This window comes from Streptomyces sp. NPDC092369, from assembly GCF_044755245.1.
In the GTDB taxonomy this organism is placed as follows: Bacteria; Actinomycetota; Actinomycetes; order Streptomycetales; family Streptomycetaceae; genus Streptomyces.
Genome location: NZ_JBIVQP010000001.1, coordinates 2,159,166 through 2,183,014 on the forward strand (window position 1 = coordinate 2,159,166; position 23,849 = coordinate 2,183,014).

The following is a 23,849-nucleotide window of genomic DNA, read 5'->3' on the forward strand; positions in this document are numbered from 1 at the left end:
TCCGACGGTAGACGGTCGACAGCCGAGTGATGCCCAGGAGGGGGAGGCATCCCCCGGCCGCGCCGCCCTCGGACCGCGGTCAGTGCTCGCGCGGCGCGGGCACCACGCGCTCCACCTCGGGGTGGACGGTCAGCAGTTGACGCATGGCCGCCTCGGCGCCCCCGCCGTCACCTGTGGCGAGCGCGTCGGCGATCCGGCCGTGGTACGCCAACGACGCCTCGGTCGGCCGGTCACACCCCGTGACGGGATTGCCGGAGACCTGCAGGGCGGCCGACACGATCCCGGAGAGGTGCTCCAGCATGCGGTTCCCGGAGACCTGGATGAGCAGGGAGTGGAATTCGGCGTCCGCGCGGGAGAACGTCAGCGCGTCGCCCTGCGCCATCGCGTGCCCCATGATCTCGACCATGTCGGTGAGCCGCTGCTGGACGTCCTCGCGTCCGTGCCCGGCGGCGAGGCGGGCGGCCAGCGGCTCGATCGTCCAGCGCAGCTCGGTCAGCTCGCGGCGCTGGTCGTCGCGCTGCGGTCCGAAGGCCCGCCACTCGATGATGTCCGGGTCGAGGAGGTTCCAGTCACTGACGGGACGCACGCGCGTGCCGACGTTCGGCCGGGCACTGACCAGGCCCTTGGCCTCAAGGACGCGAAGCGACTCGCGGACGACGGTACGGGAGACCTCGAAGCGCTGGCCGATCTCCTCGGGCACCAGTGGGCGGTCGGCGCCCAGGTCGCCGGAGACGATCATCTGCCCCAGCTGCTGGACGAGTTGGCCGTGCAGCCCGCGGCCACGGCTGCCCGCGGCACGCCGGCCCACGCGGCCCAGCTCCTGGTGGTCCGCGCCGTCCCAGACGGAGGTGCCGACCCGGTCGGCGACAGGGGCCTCGGCATAGGGGTAGCGGTCGAGTTCGCCCGGGCCGGCGAGGCCGGAGTCTGCGGAGCGGGCGGCGGTCATCATGGTGTGCGCAAGGGTACTCACGGATCCTTTGTCGGCTCTCTCCCCAACTCCCTTGAGGTCTTTGGTGAAAAGCACACGAAAGGGTGATCGCTCACCCCGTCGCAATTGACGCCTTATCGGAAAGAAATGGGCTTTCCTCGGGGAGTTGTGCGCAAGGTGCGTCGGAAGAGCGCGGACGGTCGTCATCGAACCCTGCTGCGCAGGGTCGTGAGCAGATACGCGCAGAGCAGCGCGGTCAGCGACAACGTGAGTGCGCCGCCCACGGGTTGACCGACCACGCGCGCCATGGCGGACAGATAGCGCTCTCCGCCGAAGGGCCACTGCAGCAGGAGCGCCTCGCGCAGCCGCAGCGGAAGTCCGGCCGCCATCCGCACAGACGGTCCCGCCAAGGCCTTGTGTACGAGCGGAACGACGAGGACGGGCACCGCCACCACCGCCGCGAGTCCCGCCGTGGTGGACCGGAAGACCCCGGCGGCCAGCACCCCGGCCCAGGAACAGCCCACCATGAGCCCGATCCAACTCGCGCTCAGCGGCAGCCAGTCGGCGGGAACTTGTGCGAGCTCCCGTCCGTAGACGAGATAGAGCACTTCGGCGTCGCAGCCGACCGTGAGGAAAGCCAGCATCAGCGCGGTGGCCGCGGCGACGAGGAGTTTCGCGGCGAGCAGCCCCAGCCGGCGGGGCACGGTGCCGCGGTCCGCCGCCAGGGCGGGGTGGCGGAACTCGTCGCCGAAGGCCAGCGCCCCGAGCAGTCCCGCGCCGAGCGCGGCGGGCGGCAGCGGCAGCTCCCGCGGCCACGCGGCCAGCAGACGCGACTGCGGGGTGTGGCCGATCCGTGCCAGGAGCACGGCGGTGAGCGCGGACACGACGAGCACGGCGGCGGCCGTGAGGAACCCGGTGCCGATTCCTGCGGCACGGCGGATCTCGTAGCGCAGGGGGCGGAGGGGGCTGGGGGCGGAGCGGACGGAGATGGGGGGCGGGAGTGGCGCGAGGGCGTCGAGGGTGCGGGCTCGGGTGGGGCGGGGGGTTGGGGTTGTCCCGTTGGGTGCGGCGGGCCTGAGCTTCGGCTTGGCCTGCGTGGTCTGCGGGTCCCGGGACTCGTCCGGGCCTGGGCGCTGCGGCTCGGCGTCGGGTTCGCGGAGTCCGTCGGGTTCACGTTGCGCGGCAACTTCGGCTGACTCGTCGGCGACGTACGAGAGCTTAGCGATCCCCATCGACGTCTGCGGCTGCGGCTGCGGCTGCGGCTGCGGCTGCGGCTGCGGCTGCGGCTGCGGCTGCGGCTGCGGCTGCGGCTGCGGCTGCGGCTGCGGCTCAACGTTCGTTCGTGGTTCCGGGCTCGGGTCCGGGTCCGGGTTCACGGTCGATCCCGGGCCCATGTCTCCGATCTCGTCGGCGAGTTGGTGTACGAGGATGCTGTGACGGAACGCTGTCTCTCCGACGTCGGCGCACGTACTGCCGTAGACGGAGAGCCGGTTACCGGCCTCGCGGACAACCTCCACGGAGCGTTGGGCGGTGCGGGCCTCCTTGGCGAGGAGGGCGGCGAGGCGGGCGGCGTGCGGGGTGCGGACGGCGACTCGGGGGCGCAGTCGGGTACGTGCGAACTCGGTGGCCTCCTGGTCGGCGACGAGCCTGCCCTGCTCCAGCGTGACGACCCGATCGGCCGCTCGCGCGGCCTCCTTGGGGTCGGCCGTGGTCAGCAGGACCGTGCCGCCCTGTTCCGTGTGGGCGCGCAGCATGCCGTGCAGCCAGTGTGCCTCGCGGGTGGAGAGCCCGTCGGCCGGGTCGTCCAGGACGAGGGTGTGCGGGTCGGAGAGGAGGGCGCAGGCCAGGCCGAGGCGGCGGTCCATGCCGCGCGAGAGGGTACCGAGGCGTTCGTCGCGCAGACTGACCAGGCCGACCACTTCGAGCACTTCGTCGGCGCGACGACCGGGCACGCCGGCTGCCGCGCACAGCATGCGGAGATGGCCGCGGACCGAGCGGGAGGGGTGTCCCGGTACGTCGCCCAGGAGTACGCCGACCTCGCGCGACGGGTGCGCGATGCGATGCAGGGGGCGGCCTCTGAAGTAGGTGATGCCACGGCCCTGTTGGAGTTCGAGCATCAGTCTGAGCGCCGTCGTCTTGCCCGCCCCCGACGCTCCGAGCAGCGCGGTGACGCGGCCCGCGCGCGCCTCGAAGGAGACGTCGTCGACGGCGGGCGGAAGGTCCTTGCGGGGGTTGCTGGTCAGTCCGAAGGCCTGGATCACCCGTAGCAAGATAGCGGGCTATGTCCCGTTTTCCGGGCATCGCACGGCCCGCCCCACGAACGGGGATCGGCGCCGCGCTCGGGCTCGCCTCGTCAGACCTCGGGGCGCAACATCGGGGGGTTGAGCAGTGTGGCGCCGCCGGCTCGGAAGAGTTGGGCAGGGCGGCCGCCCTGGCGTGTGGTGGTGCCGCCGGTGGGGACCAGGAAGCCGGGCGTGCCCGTCACTTTGCGGTGGAAGTTGCGGGGGTCCAGTGCCACGCCCCACACGGCTTCGTAGACGCGGCGCAGCTCGCCGACGGTGAACTCGGTCGGGCAGAACGCCGTGGCGAGCGACGAGTACTCGATCTTGGAGCGGGCGCGCTCGACACCGTCGGCCAGGATCTGGGCGTGGTCGAAGGCGAGCGGTGCCACGGGCTCCTCGTCACGGCCGTAGCCGCTCTGTTGCAGCAGTTCGTCGACCGGTGCCCAGCGGGCGTAGCTGGCGTCGCCGCCGGCCCGGGGGGCGGGCAGGTCGGGCGCGAGGGCAAGGTGGGCGACGCTGACCACGCGCATCCGGGGATCCCGCTTGGGGTCGCCGTAGGTCGCCAGCTGTTCCAGGTGAGCCCCGTTGTCCTGGGCGGGGACCGTCTGGTCGTGGGCGCGCAGCGCGGTCTCCTCGGCCAGTTCGCGTGCCGCCGCCTGCGCGAGATCCTCGTCGGCCCGTACGAATCCGCCGGGCAGCGCCCAACGCCCCTGGAAGGGTGGCTCGCCCCTCCGTACCGCCAGCGCGCACAGGGCATGGCGGCGCACGGTCAGCACGACCAGGTCCACGGTGACGGCGAAGGGCGGAAAGGCTGACGGGTCGTAGGGCATGCGGCGATCATAGTCGTCTGCCTGACGATAAACACTCCCTTCGTCGGTCGCTTCGTGGCTGATCCACTTCGGTCCGATACGGGTCTCGTCGTCCGCGCACGCCTGCTCACGCCCGGCGTGCGCCGGTGGGTCGTCCGAGGTCACGCTCCCAATTGCAGACCGTCGGCCGCCTCCTCGACCATGGCGAGGCCCAGTCGGCTGACCCGGACGGAGAAGGGTGCGCCAGCGACCCGCAGCCCCGTCAGGACGAGTTCGCCGAGCGGCGCGCTGTGCACGGGGCGCAGTGTGAGCGTGCCCGCCGGGGCGTCGGGGCGGATGCCCGCGAGTGCGATGGGGAGCAGCACGCCGGCCGCCGCCGCGGTGGCCGCCGGTCGGCAGGCCGCCGGGTGCGGGAGGGGCGCACTCCCGTCGGTACGTTGCACACCGGCGTACATCTCGGGCAGCCGGTGGCCGAAGGCCTCGGCCGCCGCCAAGATGCCCCGCAGGAGCGAGGCCGCCTCCTTCTCGTAGCCCGCGGCGGCGAGGCCGGCGACCGCGACCGCCGTCTCGTGGACCCGCACCGCGCCGCTGCGGTGACCGAAGGGGTTGTATCCGGCTTCCTTCGCACCGAGCCCGCGCAGCCCCCAGCCCGAGTCCATGGCGGGGCCGCCGAGCAGTCGTGCGAGCTGCTCGGTCTGCACCCTGTCGAGCAGGCCCGGGGCCAGTTCGCCGCCGCCCAGCAGACCGGTGTCCAGGAGATGGGCGGCAGTCGCGCCCAGGTGGGGCACCACGCTTCCGTCAGGCGCGCGGGCGGCCGCCGGCCTGCCTCCGCCCAGGTCGTCGATCCAGAACTCCTCCCGGAACGCCCCGCGCAGCGCCTGCGCCCACCGCCGCAGTTCGGCGGCGCCCGGTCTTCCGAAGTCCTGAAGCAGATCGGCGCCGAGCAGGGCCGCGCGGTGGGCGTGGGCCTGTGTCTCGCAGCGGACAGGACCATCGGGGTGCGGGTAGTGCAGGTAGGTGCCGTCGCCCACGGTCGTCAACAGCCAGGTCAGACAGCGCTCTGCCGCCGGCAGCAACACCTCCGTCTCCTGCTCGGGGAGCCCCCAACGACGGGCCTCCGCGAGCAGGGCGGGGAAGAGCAATGTGGCTTCCGTGCCAGTGCAGCCCGGCGGCAGATGAGGGCCCGCGTCCCGGCGCGGTCCGGGGATCATGCCCGACCGCGGTCCGGGGGCCCGGAGTTGGGTTCGTGCGAGGGTGCGCAGGATGCCCGAGGCGAGGCGGGTACCGAGGGGCAGGGTCATCCGGGCGGCGGCCAGCGCCTCGGCCGGGGCGAGACCGCAGCGCCAGGGGGCTCCTGCCGCGAGGTGTGTGTCGGACGGGTGCGCGGGGTCCCGTAACTGCAGGGCCTGGAGATCTTCGATGCTCGTCCGCAGAAGCGGCTCGACTCTGGGGTCGTCGCCCGAGGCGCGGGCGGCAGCGAGCGAACTCGTCGCGGTGCGGCCCACGGCTCGGGCGGGTCCCGTTCCGTCCGAGCGCACCCGTAGCTCAAGGCTCCGGCTGCCGCCCGGGGGCAGTTCGAACTCCCAACGCAGCAGCCCCGCCGAGGCCAGCATGTCGGCGGGCGGTGGGTCCGCCGTGACCGACGAGCGCCCGGTGGTGCCGGTCCAGCGCAGGCCCGACTCGTGGACGCTGGCGGGCAGTTCGGGGCCCGTGGATCCGGACGCGATCGCCGCCAGGTCGGCCAGGTCCGTGGCGAGCGCGACCTCGACCGGTACGCGCAGCGGGCGGAGGGACGCGCTGTGCAGCGTGATCCGCTCGGTGCCGTCCGCGTGACGGACGCGTTCGACGACGACGTCCGGGTCCGGGCCGGCCTGCGGGGACGCACGCAGCGTGCCCACGAAGCGGGCTCGGTCGGCGGCGGTCATCCGGGCCTGAATCGCCAGCGGTTCGCGTCCGGCGACCCGGATCTGACACCGGGAGAGCACGCGTCGGCCCGCCCGGTAGAAACCCTCCAATCCCCGGCCGGTCAACTGTCCTTGGTCCGTGGAGATGGCGAGGGCGGGGAGGGCTACGCAGATGAGGGTGGTGTGGGTGGGGGGCAGGTCGAAGGGGCGGTGGGGGGCCTGGGTACCGGGCTGCCTGGCTGGGCCGGACGCACCGGACTGACCGTAGGGGCCGGGCGGTGGCGGACCGCCGCGGGGTGGCTGCCCCGGCCCAACTCCTGCGGGCCCAGGCGCCGGTGAGTGACGCGTCTGGTCTGTGGCTCGGGGAGGGAACGGAGGCGAGAGCGGGGGCGTGGGTGAGGGTACGGACGGGGCTGGAAGTGGGGGCGAGGGTAGAGGCTGGCGCGGGCCGGCGGGACGTCCTCCGGGTTCGTGGTGATCGGAACGGTCGGCGGCGGAGGAGGGCGGAGTCGGCTCATGCATGGGCGGCTTCTTCTGCTCTCTGTGCACCTCGGGCGTGCGCGGCGCCGTAGGAGATCCGGACGGACGTGGGCGGTGCGGCGGCAGGGCCCATCCAGGCGTTCCGCCACTCAGGTGAACGGAACCGGGCTCCTCCTGGTCACGCCCCCAGCGGCCCGAGCCGACCGAATGGCGGCGGTGTACCGGATCGCCTCCGTCCACTGCCTCTCGCCGCCCGCGGCTCGCTCCGCGGGAGTCGTCGGTTCGACAGCACCACCCCTTGCCCACCTGGCAGTTGTTCACGCCGTGCCCTCGACGCCGTCGTCTGCCAACGGCGCCCGAGGACGCGGGACGTTCGCCCCGCTTCCGGGACCGTCAGTCCGGGCCGGGCGGGCCGGGCGAGGACGGGAGCGGGCGCCGGTCGTGCGAACACGGCGTCGGGAGCGGGAGGAACCTCCCGATGCGGACGCGGGTGTTGCCTCCGGGGCCGACGCCGGTCGAACCGCCGACACCCGTCCAACTGTCGCCGCATGCCGACCCGCAGACGCGCACCCAGTCGCCGACGCAGACCGGGATGCCGACCCACTCGCCGGCCCAGATCCCGTCGACGGCACCGCCTCCGCCGTATCCCCGTCGGAATCCCCCTCGAACGACACCTCAGGCTCCCCCTCTTCTCCCCGCTTCGCTCCCCGCTCCGCTCCCTGTCCCGCCCGCGCGCCCGTCCGCCCCCGCTCATGCCGTTCCGCTCGCAGGCAGCGGCGGATGGACTCCGGGTCCAGGCCCTCGTTGCACGCCTGGTGGAGCAGGCGGGCGAAGAGGTAGTCGGGGTCAGCGCCGAGTGCCATGGCGAGGGCTTCGCGGGCCTCCAGTTCGTCGCCGGTGGACCAGGCGACCCAGCCCGCGAGGGTCAAGGGTGCCGCGGCGTGTTCGCGGTACGGGCCGACGCAGCGGCGGGCGAGGGTGCGCCAGAGCCGGAGTGCCGGGGCGGCGTCGTCGCCCTCCATCCATTCGGCAGCGCGGTCACGGGTGGCGCGGTCCTGCAGGCCGAGGATCAGGGTGGCCGCCTCGTCATGTCCGACCAGTTCGTCGTCGCGGAGGTCCGATGCGAACGGGCCGGAGGCGGGCGGGACTTCGGTCAGGCGGCAGATGATTCGGGCCGCCAACTCCAGGGTTTCCCTGCCCACCTCCGTGCGGCTGGCCTCGTCGAGGATCCTGGGGACCAGGGCCATATTGGCCGTGTCCAGGGCGGCTTCCTGTTCCAGGGCGGCCGCGGTCTCCCAGGGCAGCAGCCTGGCGCGCAGTTCGCGCAGAGTGCCGCGCACCTGGAGGCCGGCGTAGGTGGCGGCGGCCGCCAGCACGGAAGTGCCGGGCAGGCCCATGGGGAGGCCCTCAGGCGGGCAACAGGCTTCGTTGGCACAGCAGTAGGACCAGAATCGGCCGTCCGAGATGCACAGGGCCTCGATCACCGGCACGTCCAGGTGACCGCACTCGACGCGCAACTTCTGGGCCAACGGGCGCAGCCGCTCCATGACTTGGCGGCCCGACTCGCCCGCCGCGGGTTCCTGGCAGAGGTACGCGACCATCTGCTCGGGCTTGGCGCCCCTGCGCTCGCTGCCCGTCACCAGGCCGTGAGCCAACTGTCGGGCCACGGACGCCCAGTCGTCCGCGCCGGGCGGAATGCCCAGCCTGGCCCGGCCGCCGAACCTGCCGCGGCCGTCCTTGTCGTGCAGGGCGACCAGCACGATGCTGTCCTCGGGGCGGTACCCGAGCAGATACGGCAGGGCGTCCGCCAGTTCTGCCGGGGTGCGCAGGGTGACCTGGTGGTCGGCGCCGTGATGGTCGTACGCGCTCGGTTCGAGCGGTGGTGTGCCGTTTTCGGGTGATCCAGCGGTTTCGCCATGATTCGTCATACGCAGACGATCTCGCGGATCTTGATATTCCGCTTTGCCCTGTGGATAACTCGGGCCAGGGACACGACAACGCCATGTCCGACACGGCTTCCAGCGACACCGGTCAGCACCAGACCGTCCGCTGCCGCACCGGTCACGGCGACACCGATCCTGGCGGCAGCGCCCGCCACGCCGAGGATCACCCTGCCCAGGGGCGTCATCCGCGACGGCGACCACGCGCCGCCGGAGCCGATCGCGATGCCGCGGACAAACGCCCCGACCCCCGCTTCCGGCCCCAACGCACGCGTGCCCGCCGCCGACAGCAACCGACGGCGTTGACTATCCGAAAGTGCCGCTCAGTCCTCCACCCAGCCGTGGCCCTCGCTGAACTTCACCAGCGCGGCGCGGATGGTGAGGATCTGCTCCGCGGTCAGCAACGGACTCGCGGCCAGCAGCAGTTCGGTCACATCACGCCGGTACTCCTGGGCACTGAGCACGTCGCACATCACGTTGCCGCTCTCGTCGACCGTCACCGTCCTCGGTGCCCCCTCGTGGGCCCGACGCGGCACCGGCGGTGCGGCGCCCTCGGGGAGGCGGATGTTCGACGCTTTGAGCCCTCGTTCGCCGCTCTCCACCTCGAATTCGACGACCAGCCCTGAGCGGATGTACTCCTCGGGAATGAGGAGATCGTTCACATGCAGGAAAATGTCCTCGCCGCCGGCATCCGACGCGATGAACCCATAACCACGCACACTGTCGAAACGCAGTACACGACCCGCGACCATGCGGACCCCCAACTCTTCGAAACCACACCCGTCCGGGGCCCTTCCCCGGACACACCGCTCCAGCATGTCACCCGCGCGGCACAGGTCAACGCTGTCGCCCCTCCCGCGACTCAGGTCAACGCCGTCGCCGCTTCCCCTCACTCCGCACGCAACATCCGCCCTGCCCCCCTCCGTGCCGCCCACCCCGCCGGCAGCAACGCGCCCGCCGCCGCGATGACGACGCCTCCCAAAGTGAGCAGGACCAGCAGGCCGGGAGCAACGCGGAACTGGCCGCGGTTTCCGCCTGCGCGAGGTGACCGTGAAGATCTACGTGACGCACATCCTCGCCAAACTCCAACTCCGCGGCTCAGCCCGCCACCGCGAGGACCAACGGAAGCACCGGCCCGCTGCCCGCCTTCCGAAGCAGTCGGGCGGCCACCGCGAGGGTCCAGCCGGAGTCGCTGTAGTCATCCACGAGCAGGACGGGACCAGGTGAAGCGGCCAGCGCCTCGGCCAGTTGGTCGGGTACGGCGAAGGCTCCGGACAGCGCCTTGACGCGTTGCGCGGAGTTGCTGCGCCGGGTCGCGTGCTCGCCACCCGGACCCGTGTACGCCAGGGCGCCCAGGAAGGGAAGGCGGCCGACGGTCGCGATGCCCTCGGCGAGGGAACCGACCAGCTGCGGGCGGGCCAGGGACGGTACGGCGACCACTCCGACGGGCCGCGCGGAGGCGTCCGGACCGTTGGACGCCCAACCGCCCGAGGAGCGCGCCCAGTCGGCGATGACGTCCACCGCGGCCCGCAGTGCGGCCTCGGGAATCGGCCCGTCGGGGGCGTGCTCGGCGAGCAGTGGGCGCAGCCGGTTGCCCCAGCCGATGTCCGAGAGCCGTCCCAGGGCGCGCCCGGTGGAGCACTGCTCTCCGGCCGGGATACGGCCCTTGAGGTTGACGCCCAGCGTGGCCAGCCCCGTCGGCCACATCCGGCGCGGCTCGACCTCCACGCCCGGCCGGTCCAGCTCCTTCGCCGCCCCTGTGAGCGAATCGGCCGAGACGGAGGAATCGGCCCACGTCCCCGCGCAGTTGTCGCAGCGGCCGCACGGAACCGCGCCCTCGTCGTCGAGTTGCCGGCGCAGGAACTCCATTCGGCACCCGTCGGTGCTCACGTAGTCCCGCATGGCCTGCTGCTCGGCCGCCCGCTGCCGCGCCACCCACGCGTACCGCTCGGAGTCGTACGTCCACGGCTCGCCGGTGGAGCTCCAGCCGCCCTTGACCCGCTTGACCGCCCCGTCCACGTCGAGCACCTTGAGCATGGTCTCCAGCCGGGTGCGCCGCAGATCGACCTGCGCCTCCAGGGCCGGCACGGACAGTGGCCGCCCGGCGTCGGCGAGGGCCGAAAGGGTTTGGCGGACCTGGGTCTCGGGCGGGAACGCGGTATCGGCGAAGTAACGCCAGATGGCCTCGTCCTCCTTGCCCGGCAGCAACAGCACGTCGGCGTGCTCCACCCCGCGGCCGGCGCGGCCCACCTGCTGGTAGTAGGCGATCGGCGAGGACGGCGAACCGAGGTGGACCACGAAGCCCAGGTCGGGCTTGTCGAAGCCCATCCCGAGCGCCGACGTCGCGACCAGCGCCTTGACGCGGTTCCCCAGCAGATCGGCCTCGGCCTGCAGCCGGTCGGCGTTCTCCGTGCGGCCTGTGTAGGAGGCCACCTGGAAGCCCCGCTGGCGCAGGAAGGCGGTGGCCTCCTCGGCGGCGGCGACCGTGAGGGCGTAGATGATCCCGGAGCCCGGCAGTTCCTCCAGGTGCTCGGCGAGCCAGGCCAACCGGTGCGCGGCGTCCGGCAGTTGGACCACGCCAAGCCGCAGGCTCTCCCGCTCCAGCGTGCCGCGCAGCACCAGGGCCTCGCCCGCGCCGGTGCCCAGCTGCTCGGCCACGTCCGCGGTGACCCGAGCGTTGGCGGTGGCGGTGGTGGCCAGCACCGGGACGCCCGGGGCGAGTTCGGTGAGCATCGCGCGCAGCCGACGGTAGTCCGGTCGGAAGTCGTGTCCCCAGTCGGAGATGCAGTGGGCCTCGTCGACCACCAGCAGACCGGTGGTGACCGCGAGCTTGGGCAGCATCTGGTCGCGGAAGTCAACGGAGTTGAGGCGCTCCGGGCTGACGAGCAGCACGTCGGTCTCGCCGCGCTCGACCTCCTCGTACACCGTCTGCCACTCTTCTGGGTTGGCGGAGTTGATGGTGCGCGCCCGGATGCCGGCCCGCTCCGCGGCCTCGACCTGGTTGCGCATCAGGGCCAGCAGTGGCGAGACGATCACGGTCGGGCCGGAGCCGCGTCGGCGCAGCAGCGCGGTGGCCACGAAGTACACCGCCGACTTGCCCCAGCCGGTCCGCTGCACCACCAAGGCGCGTCGGCGGTCCTCCACCAGGGCGGACACCGCCTGCCACTGGTCCTCCCGCAACCGCGCGGAACCCCCCGGGTCGCCGACGAGCTCGGCGAGGATGGCATCGGCTTCGGCGCGCAGTTCCAGTTCGTCCATACCCCCATGCAACCCGATACCACTGACAATCGGCGACCGCACCGCTCTGGACCGGCCGCACTCGAACGGTGTACGAACAGAGAGTGAACGGTCGTCTCACGCATCGCGTAGGGGATCACCGGGTAGGGATCTAAGCCCCATCCCGCCAGATTTCGGTCTCTGGCCCCAATTGCTCGTTGCCGCATCCCAGTTCGACAGCAAGAATTGAACTCCGCTCCCCGCATGGCTCGCCCGTGACACGGTAGGGCTCTGCTGTGGTGTGCGCTCCCCCGATTCCGACCCCGCCCGCAGTGTGGGCGCGTAGCCGAAGGGAGGACCGTGACCTTCGGATTCGCTCCGTCCACGTCGACCTCCGCCGACCTGTCCACCGCTTCCGCCACCTCCCTCGCCCGCGTGCTCGAACCGGCGGAGTGGGCCGCCGCCGGCATCCCCCTGCTGCGCAATCCCCGGGAGGTCGTCAGCGGCCTCCACTCCCGGCACCGCCCGAGGCCGGGAGCCGCGGTCGTGGCCGTGCTCGACGCGGACGAACGGCTGCGGGCCAGCGCCTCCTTCACCCGCCGCCCGGCCCCTGCCGACGGCTGGATGTTCCGCAACGCGCTGCTCGCCCAGTTGCGCCGGGTCATCCCGCACGACCTGCGGCGCCGCACCCCGATCCGGACCGCCGTGCTGCTCTACTGCCGTGACGGCGACGCCCGGTGGACCGAGGAGGACGGCGCGTGGATGTGGGGGCTGCGGGACGCCTGCACACTGCACGGTCTGCGCTGCGGGGCGTACATCACGCTGACCCGGGACGGCTGGCAGGTCCTGGGCGAGGGACGCGGCGGTCGCCGCCCCAACGCGGATTCGACGCCAGAGCCCTTCGCCCTGTCCGAGGCTCCGCCCCCGCTGCCCCGCACCGGCGGTGCCGCCTCGGAGGTCCTGCGCCGCGTAGCGGCCCGCTGAGGGAGTCGACGAGCCGTGCCCACCGCACGGCACGTCCCCCTCGCTCACGCCGGGGCGGAGGCCCATCGACCGTCCGCGCACGCCGAAGTGCCCACCGTGCGATACCGCCCCGACGCCCCTACCGCTCCGGTGCGGGTCCTCGCGGACCTACCGGAGCGGACTCAGACGCCCGCGCCCAGCAGCGAGTTGATCTGCTGCGGGTCGCCGCAGACGACCAGCAGGGCACCGGCCCGGGCATGGGCCAGCGGCAGAGCCGAGGCGACGTTCGCGGCGGAACCGCCGTTGACGGCTACCACGACCACGGGACGCGACACAGCACGTTCGGCGACGGAGGCGTCCGTGTAGAAGACGTCGTCCCCCGCGTCGTGCTGCGCCCAGTAGGCGGCTTCACCGAAGGACAACTCGTGGGCGGCCCACGGATGCTGCTCGCCGGTGGTGATCACCAGCACGTCACCGGGGGCACGGCCGGAGTCCAGGAGCAGATCCACAGCCTCCTCGGCGGCGTCGAGCGCGCCCTCCACCGAGGCCGGGATCAGCTGGATCTGGGGGGTCGCCGAAGACGCGACGGGCGCGGCCGGAGCGACCGGCCCCGAGGGGTCGGGCTTCGGCGCGACCATGTCTCGCGGCGTACGTTGCACCGGCGGCGCAGGCCGGAGCGGACCGGGACGACCGGGGCGCGGCGATCCCGTGGGACGGGGACCGGGTACGGGACGAGGGGTCTGCGCGGTACGGCCGCTGGCCGGCGTGGCGCGGGGACCCTGGGCACTCTCGTGAATCTGAGGCTCCTCGGGAATGAGAGGCATGGGCTGATATCTATCAAACATTGGTACGACTCGCGTCAGCGGGTGGCACATGAGTGCGAGCGGAATCGTCAGAAGTCGAAGCCGAGTTGCCCCTCGATCTCCGGAACGCTCCCGTCCGCCCAGCTGCGGGCCTTCTTGAGGTGCCGCCACTGGGGCAGCGCATCAAGATACGCCCACGACAACCGGTGGTACGGGGTGGGTCCCCGCTCCTCCAGCGCGGCCTTGTGCACGGGCGACGGATACCCGGCATTGTCCGCAAAACCGAAGTCTGCATGGTCCGCACCCAGTTCGGCCATCATTTTGTCGCGCTGAACCTTGGCGATCACCGACGCCGCCGCGACGGCCACACAGGACCGGTCGCCCTTGATCACGGTACGGACCTTCCACGGCACCCCGAGATAGTCGTGGTTGCCGTCGAGGATCACCGCGTCGGGTCGGACGGGCAGGGCTTCCAGAGCACGCCCCGCGGCCAACCGCAGCGCCGCCGTCATGCCCTGTTGGTCGATCTCCTCCGGAGAGGCGTGACCGAGCGCGTACGAGGTCACCCACTGCTGGAGTGTCTCGGCGAGCACGGTCCGCCGCTTGACGGCGATCAACTTGGAGTCGGTGAGACCTTCGGGCGGCCGGCGCAGTCCGGTGACGGCCGCGCAGACGGTGACGGGGCCGGCCCACGCACCGCGCCCCACCTCGTCGACACCGGCAATGACCTTGGCTCCGGTCGTGGCGCGAAGGGAGCGCTCGACAGTGTGAGTAGGAGGTTCGTACGGCATGGCGAGCTAAGCGTACGCCGCCGGGATCACCCCGCGACACCCCCGTTTCCCCATGCGGCGGCACGACCCTCCCGGCGCCCGCTCAGCCGACGTCGGGCCGCAGCAGCGGAACCATCAACTGGTCGACCATTTCCTCCAGATCACGATCGCCCCATTCGCTTCCGCTCATCTTGGAGCGGTACATCATCATGGCCGGCATGGCATCGATGACGTAGCTGTTCGCCGCGTCGGCCCGCACCTCCTTCCGCTCGATCCCACGGGTGATGACCTCCCGGAGCAGGTTGACGGTCGGCTCCACGATCCCGCTGAAGATCACACTGTGGAAGCGCTCCGCCTGTACCGGATCGCATTCGTGAATCACCGACCGGACCGCGAACCCGGGCCGCGAGAACATCGCGTCACGAGCCTTCCGGCACAGCGCGAGGAGGTCCTCGCGCACGCTGCCCAGATCCGGGGCGTCCTCGATCCGCGGCAGCCCGGCCCGCAGCGCGTCGGCGACGAGATCCTCCTTGGACGGCCAGCGGCGGTAGACCGCGGCCTTCCCGGTCTGGGCGCCGGCGGCGACGCCTTCCATGGTGAGGCCGTTCCAGCCGACCGTGCCGAGTTGCTCCAACGCGGCCTCGAGGATCGCGCGTTCGAGCACAGCTCCGCGCCGACGGAGGGAGGCCGCCTGAGCGGGGGCGGCCGTCCAGCGCGAGGTAACCATCTGAGTGTCTCCAGCAAGCAAGGGGAGCGGGGATTTCGGGTGCGGGTGCGTGCGGGTGGGGCTGAAGGTGCAGGTGCGCGCCGTGTGACAGCGACGGGGGACCCGCCACACGACTCCAAGATAAGTGAACGCTTGCGTTCACTAGTGGGGACTCACTACCGTTGCCATGACAGTGAACGCGAGCGTTCACTAACTCTCTCGTGGGGGACCCATAGTGACAACCTCTCCTGTGCTCCAAGAACGGAAGCCCGGTGCCGCTCGCCGGGACGGGCATCCCGGTGTTGCGCTCACCGTCATCGCGGCCTGCCAACTCATGGTGGTCCTCGACGCGACGATTGTGAACATCGCGCTCCCGCACATTCAAAACGCTCTCAAGTTCAGCACCACCGACCTCACCTGGGTCGTGAGCGCCTACACGCTCACCTTCGGCGGCCTGCTGCTGCTCGGCGGCCGGGCCGGCGACATCCTCGGCCGCCGCCGGGTCTTCATGTCCGGCATCCTGCTCTTCACCTTCGCCTCCCTGCTCGGCGGTCTCGCCCAGGAACCCTGGCAACTGCTGGCCGCACGCGTCCTGCAGGGCGTGGGCGGTGCGATCGCCTCGCCCACATCGCTGGCACTGATCACCACCACGTTTCCCGAAGGCCCCGAGCGCAACCGCGCGTTCGGCGTCTTCGCCGCGGTCTCCGCGGGCGGCGGCGCCATCGGCCTGCTCGCCGGCGGCATGCTCACCGAGTGGCTCGACTGGCGCTGGGTCCTCTTCGTCAACGTGCCCATCGGCATACTGATCGCGGTGCTCACGCCGATGTACATCAACGAGTCCGAACGGCACACCGGCCGCTTCGACTTCCCCGGGGCGCTGACCTCGACGGCCGGCATGGCGGCCCTCGTCTACGGCTTCATCCGGGCGGCCGACCAGGGCTGGCGGGACAGCGTGACGATCGGTTCCTTCGCCGCTGCCGTGGTGCTGCTGGTCGGCTTCGGGCTCATCGAGTCCCGGGCCAAGGAGCCCATCACCCCGCTGCGAATGTTCACCGACCGCAACCGCTCGGGCACATACGTGATCATGCTCTGCCTGGCCGCGGCGATGTTCGGCATGTTCTTCTACATCGTGCTCTTCGTGCAGAACGTGCTGGGGTACACCCCGATCGAGGCCGGTCTCGCCTTCCTGCCGGTGACCGTCGTGATCGCGCTCGGCGCCGGGCTCTCGCAGCGGTTCCTGCCCGTACTCGGCCCCAAGCCGTTCATGCTCGTGGGCTCGACACTCGCGATGATCGGGCTCGCCTGGCAGACCCTCATCAGCTCCGACAGTTCCTACGTCGGCGGCGTGCTCGGACCGATGCTGGTGTTCGGGCTCGGCATGGGCCTGAACTTCGTGACGCTGACGGTCACCGCTGTCTCCGGTGTCGCCCCGCACGAGGCGGGTGCGGCCTCCGGACTCCTCAACGCCATGCAGCAGGTGGGCGGTTCGCTCGGCCTGTCCATTCTGACGACGGTGTTCGGATCGGCCAGCAAGGACGAGGCGAAGAAGCAACTGCCCTCCTTCCTCGCCGACGGCTCGCCGGCGCAGAAGGCGGAGTTCGCCAAGACGCACCAACTTCCGGCGCCCTGGGGGCACGAGGTCCTCGCACACGGTATTTCGACGGCCTTCATTCCGGCCGCCGCGATGGCCGTACTCGCCCTGGCCACCGCCTGGTTCGTGATCCGGGTGCGCAAGAGCGACCTGGAGGCGCTCGCCGGAACGGCGGGTCCCGCGGCCGTCTGACCCGGCCGCCCCCACGAAGGACCGCGGATGGCCGGACCTCGTCCCGGGGACCGACGGCGAGGACGCCGGTCCGGCCATCCGCCCCGGACCGAACCGCAGACACGACAGCACGACCAACAGCACGATCGGCACGAACAACGCCCGCAGAAACTCCATGACCACCCCCTGGCCCTGGCACCTCACCCGCATGTGCGGACCCATACGCCGCACAGCATCTGCCAGCACAACGCCCGGCTGGTCACGGAGAGTTCCCAACGAACGCAGAGAGTTTTCACGACCGGAACGGACCACTGCGAAGCCGCCATCCGACGGCCGCCACTCGGCAACCGCCGCCCACCCCGTCAGCCCACCCGTCGGCCGCTAATCCGCCGCCGGCACCCAGTCCGGCAGCGCCTCCGTCCGCTCCGCCCACTCGGCGGGCGGCGCCCCCACCTTCTCGGCGGCGATCACACCGCCCACGATCGCGCAGGTGGTGTCCACGTCTCCGCCGACCTGGGCGGTCGTCCAGAACGCCCGCTCGAAGTCCCCGAGGCCCCGCGCCGCAGACCAGAGCGCGAAGGGCACGGTGTCGTGGGCGGACGTACGCCGTCCGCAGCCCAGTACGGCGGCGACGGTGCCCGCGTCGTCGTAGTCGAGCATGTCCCGGGCACGGCGCAGCCCGGCGCCGACGGCACTCTTCGGGACGAGCGCGAGAACGCCGTCAAGGAGCTTCTCGGGGCTCGGCGGCCCGCCGGGGGCACCAGCCAGCGCCGCGGCCGCGGCGACGGCCATGGCGCCGACCACGGCCTCACGATGCTGGTGCGTGGGGTACGCCGAGATCTCCGCCTGGTGGACCGCCTGCTCGGGGTCGTCCGCGTACCAGGCGCCCAGAGGGGCGATTCGCATCGCCGCGCCGTTCCCCCAGGACCCCTGTCCGTTGAAGAGCTGGGCGGAGAGCTCGCGCCAGTCGCCGCCTTCCCGCACCAGCCGCAGCAGACGGTTGACGGCGGGGCCGTACCCCCGGTCGAAGTCGTGGCGCACGGCGAAGGAGCGGGCCAGGGCGTCCTGGTCGATGCGGTGATGAGCGGCCAGGACGGCGACCACGGAGCCCGCCATCTCCGTGTCGTCGGTCCACTGCCAGAGGCCGGAGGGCAGTTCGCGGCGCTGCAACAGCGGATAGTTCTCCGGCACGAAGAACTGCGAACCCAACGCGTCGCCGACCGCCAGGCCGCGCAGACTGTTCAGGGCGCGATCCAGGCGCCCGCTGGAAGAGAAGTCAGAGGTCATGTCCCTCCGACTCTATCCGGTGATCCCGTACGGCTCCGGGTCGCGCCAGCGATCGAACGGCCGGTCCATGACGTACTTGCCGTCGTCCCCGAGTACGAGCATCCGCATCTCCGCGTTCCCGGGGTTCGACAGCGACTCGAACTCGGCGACCGTCCAGTGGAACCAGCGCATGCAGAACAGCCGCATGGCGAGTCCGTGCGTCACCAGCAGCACGTTCGACGGGTGGTCGGCGGCCTCGAAGCTGCGGTACAGGCTCTCCAGGAAGCCGCCGACCCGGTCGTACACGTCGGCACCGGACTCGCCCTGGGCGAAGCGGTAGAAGAAATGACCGTACGCATCGCGATAGGCCTTTTGAAGGCGTACGTCGTCGCGGTCCTGCCAGTTCCCCCAGTCCTGCTCGCGCAGCCGTGGCTCCTCGCGCACCCGTATGAGGTCGGGGTCGAGGTGGAAGGCGCGCAGGGTCTCGTGCGTACGGCGGTACGGGGACACGTACACGCTGACGCGCTCCCGGCCCAGCACCTCGCGAATCCGTTTGCCGGTCTCCTCCGCCTGCTGCCAGCCGCGCTCGGTCAACGCGAGCGCATGGTCGGGCTCGCGCTCGTACACGGTGTCATCAACATTGCCCGTTGACTCTCCGTGCCGGACAAGGATGATCCGCCGTGGTCGTGCCATGCCAAAACCCTAGATCGGGTGAGGGCAGATCGAGCACTCGTACGGGCTCCATACGGCGTAGGTCACACAATTTCCGCACCATGCGCTCCACAAGGGTGCGTGTGCCACGCGTGCGATGATCACACCGTCCAGGTCGGTTCCAGCTCCACGATGTCGCCCGTCAGAGCCGCCACATCCGCCTCCGTCTGGGCCCGCAGGGCGAGCCGCTCGATCCGTTCCGTGCGGTACTTGCCGTGTTCGGCGGCCTGTCGCCACATGGACAGCACCAGGAACTCGTGCCCGGGCGCCTCGCCGAACAGCCCGCGGATCATGCCCGGTGAGCCGGCCATGGCGGGGTTCCAGACCTTCTCCTGCATGAGCGTGAAGTTCTCCACGCGCTCCTCGTGAATACGAGCCAGCGCCACCCGCACCAGGTCGGCGTCCGTGAAGCGCGGTTCGAAGCCGGTCTTCACGTCGAAGCGGTAGTCGAAGAGCTTGACCTGGGCGTCCTTGAACGTACCCGCCTGGGCCGAGGCCAGCCGGTCGTGCGAGCGGGCCATGAAGGAGTCGTAGAAGGCGCGGCTCTCCCAGAACGCGAAAACGTGCGCCACGCCTTGCCTCTGCCGACTCCACCCACCACCCTGTCCCCGAAACCCCGGCTCCCCCAGAAGCCCCGCCCACTTTCGCTGCCCGCGCTCGAAGCCGCGGCGGTCCACCACGGTGCAGCGAATCCACTTGACCAGCACCGCGCCATCGTAAGGCCACCGAGCGTGGCGCCGGTCACGCTCGGACGGACAGCTCGTCCGTACACGTACACGCGCGCGTGGCAGGATGGACAATCGGCCCTGTCCGCCCGCTAGTTCGGGCCGCAGCAGGCACATGGGAAACGGGGAAGGGGAAGTCTGGTGAACGGCCTCAAGAAGGGCATCCGCAAGGTCGAGGTCGGGCTGAAATGGGATCCGAGTCCCACCGGGCAGCCGCCCACCGATCTGGACATCGTTGCCGCCACCTACCTGGAGAGCGATCCGTACGGCGCTCCCTCGTATGTGGTGTATTTCGACAGCAGGTCCCCCGACGGCACCATCTATCTCAACCGGGACAGCAAGGACGGCAAGGGCTTCGGCTGGGACGAGGTCATGACGCTGGAGCTCGACCGGCTCAACAGCCGGTACACGCGCGTGGTCGTCGGTGTCGTCATCCAACAGCCCTCGACGCACCGGACCTTCGTCGGCGTGATCAACCCTGGCCTGCGCATCCGCGAGGGCTACACCGTCCTGGCCGAGGACGACTTCGGTGACGTCCTCGGGTCGACGGCGGCTGCCGTCGGGGAGTTCGTGCGCGAGGACTCCGGCACCTGGACGTTCCGTCCCGGGATCCACGGCTTCGAGGACGATCCCGCCACCTTCATCAGGAGCATGGGCCAGGCGCACCAGCCCTGACCGAGGAGCGGCGACATGAGAAAGAGGAGGGGCACCGGCCGTGGCCGGTGCCCCTCCTCTTTAAAGATGTTCTCGCAGGGACTGCTCGTCAGGCGGGACCGAGTCCCGCCCTCCGTCAGCTGCAGCCGCTGGTCGAGCCGCAGCCCTCGCAGATGTAGCAGGAGCCGGCCCGCTGCATCTTGGTGCCGCAGGAGAAGCACAGCGGGGCGTCGGCCTGGATGCCCAGCTGCATCTCCACCAGCTCCGCGCTGGTGTGCGCCTGCTGCGGGGCGGGCTTGGCCGCCTCGACCTCGGCCTTCGGCGTGGCCACAGCCTTGAGCTCCTGGGCGCGCGGCGCCGACTGGGCCAGGCCCTCGACGTCGACCTCGTCATCGGCGATGGCCTGCTCGTACGAACCCGTCTCCAGGTGACGCTGGCGCTCCGGGGCGGAGTGGATGCCGAGCGCGGACCGCGTCTCGAAAGGCAGGAAGTCGAGCGCCAGGCGGCGGAAGATGTAGTCGACGATCGACTGCGCCATCCGCACGTCCGGGTCGTCCGTCATACCGGCCGGCTCGAAGCGCATGTTCGTGAACTTCGAGACGTACGTCTCCAGCGGCACCCCGTACTGGAGGCCGACCGAGACGGCGATGGAGAAGGCGTCCATCATGCCCGCGAGGGTGGAGCCCTGCTTGGACATCTTCAGGAAGACCTCGCCGAGCCCGTCGTCCGGGTAGGAGTTGGCGGTCATGTAACCCTCGGCGCCGCCGACCGTGAAGGACGTCGTGATGCCGGGGCGGCCCTTGGGCAGGCGCTTGCGGACCGGGCGGTACTCGATGACCTTCTCGACCGTCTCGCGGATGGTCGCCTCGGCCTTCTCGGTGACCTCGGCCTTCTCCTTGTCCTTGGTCTTGGCGGACAGGGGCTGGCCGACCTTGCAGTTGTCACGGTAGATCGCGAGCGCCTTGACGCCGAGCTTCCAGGCCTCGAAGTAGACCTCCTCGACGTCCTCGACGGTCGCCGTCTCCGGCAGGTTGACCGTCTTGGACAGCGCGCCGGAGATCCAGGGCTGGATTGCGGCCATCATGCGGACGTGGCCCATCGCGGAGATGGAACGCTCGCCCATGGCGCAGTCGAAGACCTCGTAGTGCTCGTGCTTGAGGCCCGGAGCGTCGATCACATTGCCGTTCTCGGCGATGTGGGCGACGATCGCCTCGATCTGCTCCTCCTGGTAGCCCATGCGACGCAGGGCCTGCGGGACGGTGCCGTTGACGATCTGCATCGAGCCGCCGCCGACCAGCTTCTTGAACTTGACCAGCGCGAGGTCGGGCTCAAGTCCGGTCGTGTCGCAGGACATCGCGAGACCGATGGTGCCGGTCGGGGCGATGACGGACGCCTGCGAGTTACGGAAACCGTTCTTCTCGCCAAGACGCAACACGTCCTGCCAGGACTCCGTGGCAGCGGCCCAGATGGGCGTGTCCAGGTCGTCCGCGCGCGGGGCCGTGGAGTTGGCGTCCGAGTGCTGCTTCATGACCCGCAGGTGCGGCTGCGCGTTGCGGGCGTAGCCGTCGTACGGGCCGACGACCGCGGCGAGTTCGGCGGAGCGCTTGTACGACGTGCCGGTCATCAGGGAGGTGATGGCACCCGCGAGGGCACGGCCGCCGTCGGAGTCGTACGCGTGGCCGGTCGCCATCAGCAGGGCGCCGAGGTTGGCGTAGCCGATGCCGAGCTGGCGGAACGCGCGCGTGTTCTCGCCGATCTTCTGGGTCGGGAAGTCCGCGAAGCAGATGGAGATGTCCATCGCGGTGATGACGAGCTCGACGACCTTGGCGAAGCGCTCGACCTCGAAGGACTGGTTGCCCTTGCCGTCGTCCTTGAGGAACTTCATCAGGTTCAGCGAGGCGAGGTTGCAGGACGTGTTGTCCAGGTGCATGTACTCGCTGCACGGGTTCGAGCCGTTGATACGGCCGGACTCCGGGCACGTGTGCCACTGGTTGATGGTGTCGTCGTACTGGATGCCCGGGTCGGCACAGGCCCAGGCCGCCTCGGCCATCTTGCGGAAGAGCTGCTTGGCGTCGACCTCCTCGATGACCTCACCGGTCATGCGGGACGTCAGGCCGAACTTGTCGCCGTTCTCGACGGCCTTCATGAACGTGTCGTTCACGCGCACCGAGTTGTTGGCGTTCTGGTACTGCACCGACGTGATGTCGTCGCCGCCCAGGTCCATGTCGAAGCCCGCGTCACGCAGGGCGCGGATCTTCTCTTCTTCCTTGACCTTGGTCTGGATGAAGTCCTCGATGTCGGGGTGGTCGACGTCCAGGATGACCATCTTGGCCGCGCGGCGGGTGGCGCCACCGGACTTGATGGTGCCCGCGGAAGCGTCGGCGCCGCGCATGAAGGAGACCGGACCGGAGGCATTGCCACCGGAGGACAGCAGCTCCTTGGAGGAGCGGATCCGGGAGAGGTTCAGGCCGGCGCCCGAGCCGCCCTTGAAGATCATGCCCTCTTCCTTGTACCAGTCGAGGATCGACTCCATGGAGTCGTCGACGGACAGGATGAAGCAGGCGGAGACCTGCTGGGGCTGCGGAGTGCCCACGTTGAACCACACGGGGCTGTTGAAGCTGAAGATCTGGTGCAGGAGCGCGTACGCCAGCTCGTGCTCGAAGATCTCGGCGTCGGCGGGCGAGGCGAAGTACTTGTAGTCCTCGCCGGCCTTCCGATACGTCTTCACGATGCGGTCGATGAGCTGCTTGAGGCTCACCTCGCGCTGCGGGGTGCCCACAGCGCCGCGGAAGTACTTGCTGGTGACGATGTTGACCGCGTTCACCGCCCACTCGGCGGGGAACTCGACGCCACGCTGCTCGAAATTGACCGAGCCGTCGCGCCAGTTGGTCATGACGACGTCACGACGCTCCCACTCCACCTCGTCATACGGGTGCACGCCGGGGGTGGTGTGAATACGCTCGATGCGCAGTCCCTTGGTGGTCTTGGTGCCCTTCGCGCGGGAACCTCGTGCCGGACCGCTCGCCGTCTCTGTCATGCCGCCTCCCTGTACAGGCAAAAACGCCCTGAAATGCCACGATGTTCCCGTGGCAGAGTGTTTGTCTGGTGTCGCGGCCGCCAAATGCTCATGGCTCCGCGACAAGTCCTGGTTCGCCGCTGCCCGGCCGGACCCGGGGCTCCCGCCCGGTTCCGGCCCGTCGGTCAGTCGGCGGAGTGGGCGGGCACGGGGACCTGAACAGTCCCTCCGGACCCGCCGTCGTCTTCCTGGTTCCCCGATCCCGCGTCTTCGTCGTCCGCGGCGGGGCCTGGCGTCGCTTCCCGCAGTTCCACGATCGCGGCCTCGAAGTCCTCGAGCGAGTCGAACGCCCGGTAGACGGAGGCGAATCGCAGATAGGCGACGAGGTCGAGCTCCTGCAAGGGGCCGAGTATGGCCAGCCCGACGTCATGGGTGGTCAGTTCGGCGCTTCCGGTGGCGCGCACCGCCTCCTCGACCCGCTGGCCGAGCTGGGCGAGTGCGTCCTCGGTGACAGGTCGCCCCTGGCATGCCTTGCGCACACCGTTGATGACCTTGGTACGGCTGAACGGCTCGGTGACCCCGGACCGCTTGACCACCATGAGCGAACACGTCTCCACGGTCGTGAAACGACGGGAGCAGTCCGGACACTGGCGGCGCCGGCGGATCGACGTGCCGTCGTCGGTCGTACGGCTGTCGACGACACGGCTGTCGGGGTGCCTGCAGAAGGGGCAGTGCATGATCTCCCAACCCTCCTCACAGCAGACTCAATGGCCTCGCCGGGCCCTTTGGACCCTCGAAGCAGCCCCCAGCATAGGCGATCGCCAAGCGTTCGAGGACCCGGGGGACCACAACTTCTGGGCTGCTGCCGCAATCCAACCACTAGATGTGGGGATTGGCGCGTCAAACACGCCGAA

At 70.6% G+C, this 23,849-nt stretch carries 18 protein-coding genes; 3 read left to right on the forward strand and 15 right to left on the reverse strand.

Translation table 11 applies throughout. The features are described 5' to 3' along the window. Positions 1-79: 79 nt before the first annotated feature. From ACIQI8_RS09405 to ACIQI8_RS09435, 7 genes are all read right to left on the reverse strand, one after another. Positions 80-970: a FadR/GntR family transcriptional regulator gene (locus tag ACIQI8_RS09405; protein ID WP_402346509.1), complete on the reverse strand. Its 891-nt coding sequence runs from the start codon at positions 968-970 to the stop codon at positions 80-82. 161 nt (positions 971-1,131) lie between these two features. Beyond that, positions 1,132-3,189, reverse strand: a complete 2,058-nt coding sequence (locus ACIQI8_RS09410) for an ATP-binding cassette domain-containing protein (RefSeq protein WP_402346511.1) — start codon at positions 3,187-3,189, stop codon at positions 1,132-1,134. Positions 3,190-3,281: 92 nt separating this feature from the next. Continuing rightward, positions 3,282-4,040, reverse strand: coding sequence for an NUDIX hydrolase (locus ACIQI8_RS09415; protein WP_123997261.1), 759 nt, complete (start codon positions 4,038-4,040; stop codon positions 3,282-3,284). A 140-nt stretch (positions 4,041-4,180) separates the two neighbouring features. Next, complete coding sequence (locus tag ACIQI8_RS09420; protein ID WP_402346513.1) at positions 4,181-6,445, reverse strand: glycogen debranching N-terminal domain-containing protein; 2,265 nt, start codon at positions 6,443-6,445, stop codon at positions 4,181-4,183. A gap of 275 nt (positions 6,446-6,720) precedes the next feature. Then, positions 6,721-8,331: a DUF4192 family protein gene (locus tag ACIQI8_RS09425; protein ID WP_402346515.1), complete on the reverse strand. Its 1,611-nt coding sequence runs from the start codon at positions 8,329-8,331 to the stop codon at positions 6,721-6,723. Positions 8,332-8,666: 335 nt separating this feature from the next. Further along, positions 8,667-9,095, reverse strand: a complete 429-nt coding sequence (locus ACIQI8_RS09430) for a cold-shock protein (protein WP_402346517.1) — start codon at positions 9,093-9,095, stop codon at positions 8,667-8,669. Between the two features lie 346 nt (positions 9,096-9,441). Continuing rightward, positions 9,442-11,601, reverse strand: coding sequence for a RecQ family ATP-dependent DNA helicase (locus ACIQI8_RS09435; RefSeq protein ID WP_402346519.1), 2,160 nt, complete (start codon positions 11,599-11,601; stop codon positions 9,442-9,444). Positions 11,602-11,919: 318 nt separating this feature from the next. On the opposite strand from ACIQI8_RS09435, the gene ACIQI8_RS09440 reads away from it, so the two are divergent. Further along, positions 11,920-12,543 carry a hypothetical protein gene (locus ACIQI8_RS09440; RefSeq protein ID WP_402346521.1) on the forward strand — a complete coding sequence of 208 codons (624 nt, stop codon included), beginning with the start codon at positions 11,920-11,922 and terminating at the stop codon, positions 12,541-12,543. 161 nt (positions 12,544-12,704) lie between these two features. Here ACIQI8_RS09440 and ACIQI8_RS09445 read toward each other — a convergent pair whose 3' ends face one another. The 3 genes from ACIQI8_RS09445 to ACIQI8_RS09455 all read right to left on the reverse strand — a co-directional run bounded on the left by ACIQI8_RS09445 (position 12,705) and on the right by ACIQI8_RS09455 (position 14,822). Continuing rightward, complete coding sequence (locus ACIQI8_RS09445; protein WP_402346523.1) at positions 12,705-13,346, reverse strand: hypothetical protein; 642 nt, start codon at positions 13,344-13,346, stop codon at positions 12,705-12,707. Positions 13,347-13,414: 68 nt separating this feature from the next. Then, a complete protein-coding gene (locus tag ACIQI8_RS09450) occupies positions 13,415-14,116 on the reverse strand; it encodes a ribonuclease HII (protein ID WP_402346525.1) in 702 nt (233 codons plus the stop codon). Positions 14,117-14,198: 82 nt separating this feature from the next. Continuing rightward, a complete protein-coding gene (locus tag ACIQI8_RS09455) occupies positions 14,199-14,822 on the reverse strand; it encodes a TetR/AcrR family transcriptional regulator (protein ID WP_402346527.1) in 624 nt (207 codons plus the stop codon). Positions 14,823-15,051: 229 nt separating this feature from the next. On the opposite strand from ACIQI8_RS09455, the gene ACIQI8_RS09460 reads away from it, so the two are divergent. Then, positions 15,052-16,584: an MFS transporter gene (locus tag ACIQI8_RS09460; RefSeq protein WP_402346529.1), complete on the forward strand. Its 1,533-nt coding sequence runs from the start codon at positions 15,052-15,054 to the stop codon at positions 16,582-16,584. Positions 16,585-16,944: 360 nt separating this feature from the next. Here the strand turns inward: ACIQI8_RS09460 and ACIQI8_RS09465 are convergent, their stop codons facing one another. The 3 genes from ACIQI8_RS09465 to ACIQI8_RS09475 form a co-directional block, all read right to left on the reverse strand. Continuing rightward, positions 16,945-17,850 (reverse strand): ADP-ribosylglycohydrolase family protein, encoded by a 906-nt coding sequence (locus ACIQI8_RS09465; protein ID WP_402346531.1) that lies wholly within the window; start codon positions 17,848-17,850, stop codon positions 16,945-16,947. Between the two features lie 12 nt (positions 17,851-17,862). After that, the gene (locus ACIQI8_RS09470; RefSeq protein ID WP_402346533.1) at positions 17,863-18,522 is read right to left on the reverse strand and encodes a histidine phosphatase family protein; all 660 of its coding nucleotides are present in this window, start codon (positions 18,520-18,522) and stop codon (positions 17,863-17,865) included. A gap of 119 nt (positions 18,523-18,641) precedes the next feature. Next, positions 18,642-19,247 carry a YdbC family protein gene (locus ACIQI8_RS09475; RefSeq protein ID WP_402346535.1) on the reverse strand — a complete coding sequence of 202 codons (606 nt, stop codon included), beginning with the start codon at positions 19,245-19,247 and terminating at the stop codon, positions 18,642-18,644. 159 nt (positions 19,248-19,406) lie between these two features. On the opposite strand from ACIQI8_RS09475, the gene ACIQI8_RS09480 reads away from it, so the two are divergent. Continuing rightward, positions 19,407-19,940, forward strand: coding sequence for a TerD family protein (locus ACIQI8_RS09480; RefSeq protein WP_123997277.1), 534 nt, complete (start codon positions 19,407-19,409; stop codon positions 19,938-19,940). 115 nt (positions 19,941-20,055) lie between these two features. On the opposite strand, the gene ACIQI8_RS09485 is transcribed toward ACIQI8_RS09480, so the two are convergent. Then, positions 20,056-22,956, reverse strand: a complete 2,901-nt coding sequence (locus tag ACIQI8_RS09485; protein ID WP_402346537.1) for a vitamin B12-dependent ribonucleotide reductase — start codon at positions 22,954-22,956, stop codon at positions 20,056-20,058. A 164-nt stretch (positions 22,957-23,120) separates the two neighbouring features. Next, positions 23,121-23,672, reverse strand: a complete 552-nt coding sequence (gene nrdR, locus ACIQI8_RS09490) for a transcriptional regulator NrdR (RefSeq protein ID WP_402346539.1) — start codon at positions 23,670-23,672, stop codon at positions 23,121-23,123. Between the last annotated feature and the right edge of the window lie 177 nt (positions 23,673-23,849).

Excerpts from the sequence above, each read along its gene's own strand:
- ACIQI8_RS09415 (WP_123997261.1), bottom strand. The coding sequence starts at position 4,040 with ATGCCCTACGACCCGTCAGCCTTTCCGCCCTTCGCCGTCACCGTGGAC.
- ACIQI8_RS09420 (WP_402346513.1), bottom strand. The coding sequence starts at position 6,445 with ATGCATGAGCCGACTCCGCCCTCCTCCGCCGCCGACCGTTCCGATCAC.
- ACIQI8_RS09425 (WP_402346515.1), bottom strand. The coding sequence starts at position 8,331 with ATGACGAATCATGGCGAAACCGCTGGATCACCCGAAAACGGCACACCA.
- ACIQI8_RS09430 (WP_402346517.1), bottom strand. The coding sequence starts at position 9,095 with ATGGTCGCGGGTCGTGTACTGCGTTTCGACAGTGTGCGTGGTTATGGG.
- ACIQI8_RS09435 (WP_402346519.1), bottom strand. The coding sequence starts at position 11,601 with ATGGACGAACTGGAACTGCGCGCCGAAGCCGATGCCATCCTCGCCGAG.
- ACIQI8_RS09445 (WP_402346523.1), bottom strand. The coding sequence starts at position 13,346 with ATGCCTCTCATTCCCGAGGAGCCTCAGATTCACGAGAGTGCCCAGGGT.
- ACIQI8_RS09450 (WP_402346525.1), bottom strand. The coding sequence starts at position 14,116 with ATGCCGTACGAACCTCCTACTCACACTGTCGAGCGCTCCCTTCGCGCC.
- ACIQI8_RS09455 (WP_402346527.1), bottom strand. The coding sequence starts at position 14,822 with ATGGTTACCTCGCGCTGGACGGCCGCCCCCGCTCAGGCGGCCTCCCTC.
- ACIQI8_RS09465 (WP_402346531.1), bottom strand. The coding sequence starts at position 17,850 with ATGACCTCTGACTTCTCTTCCAGCGGGCGCCTGGATCGCGCCCTGAAC.
- ACIQI8_RS09470 (WP_402346533.1), bottom strand. The coding sequence starts at position 18,522 with ATGGCACGACCACGGCGGATCATCCTTGTCCGGCACGGAGAGTCAACG.
- ACIQI8_RS09485 (WP_402346537.1), bottom strand. The coding sequence starts at position 22,956 with ATGACAGAGACGGCGAGCGGTCCGGCACGAGGTTCCCGCGCGAAGGGC.
- nrdR (WP_402346539.1), bottom strand. The coding sequence starts at position 23,672 with ATGCACTGCCCCTTCTGCAGGCACCCCGACAGCCGTGTCGTCGACAGC.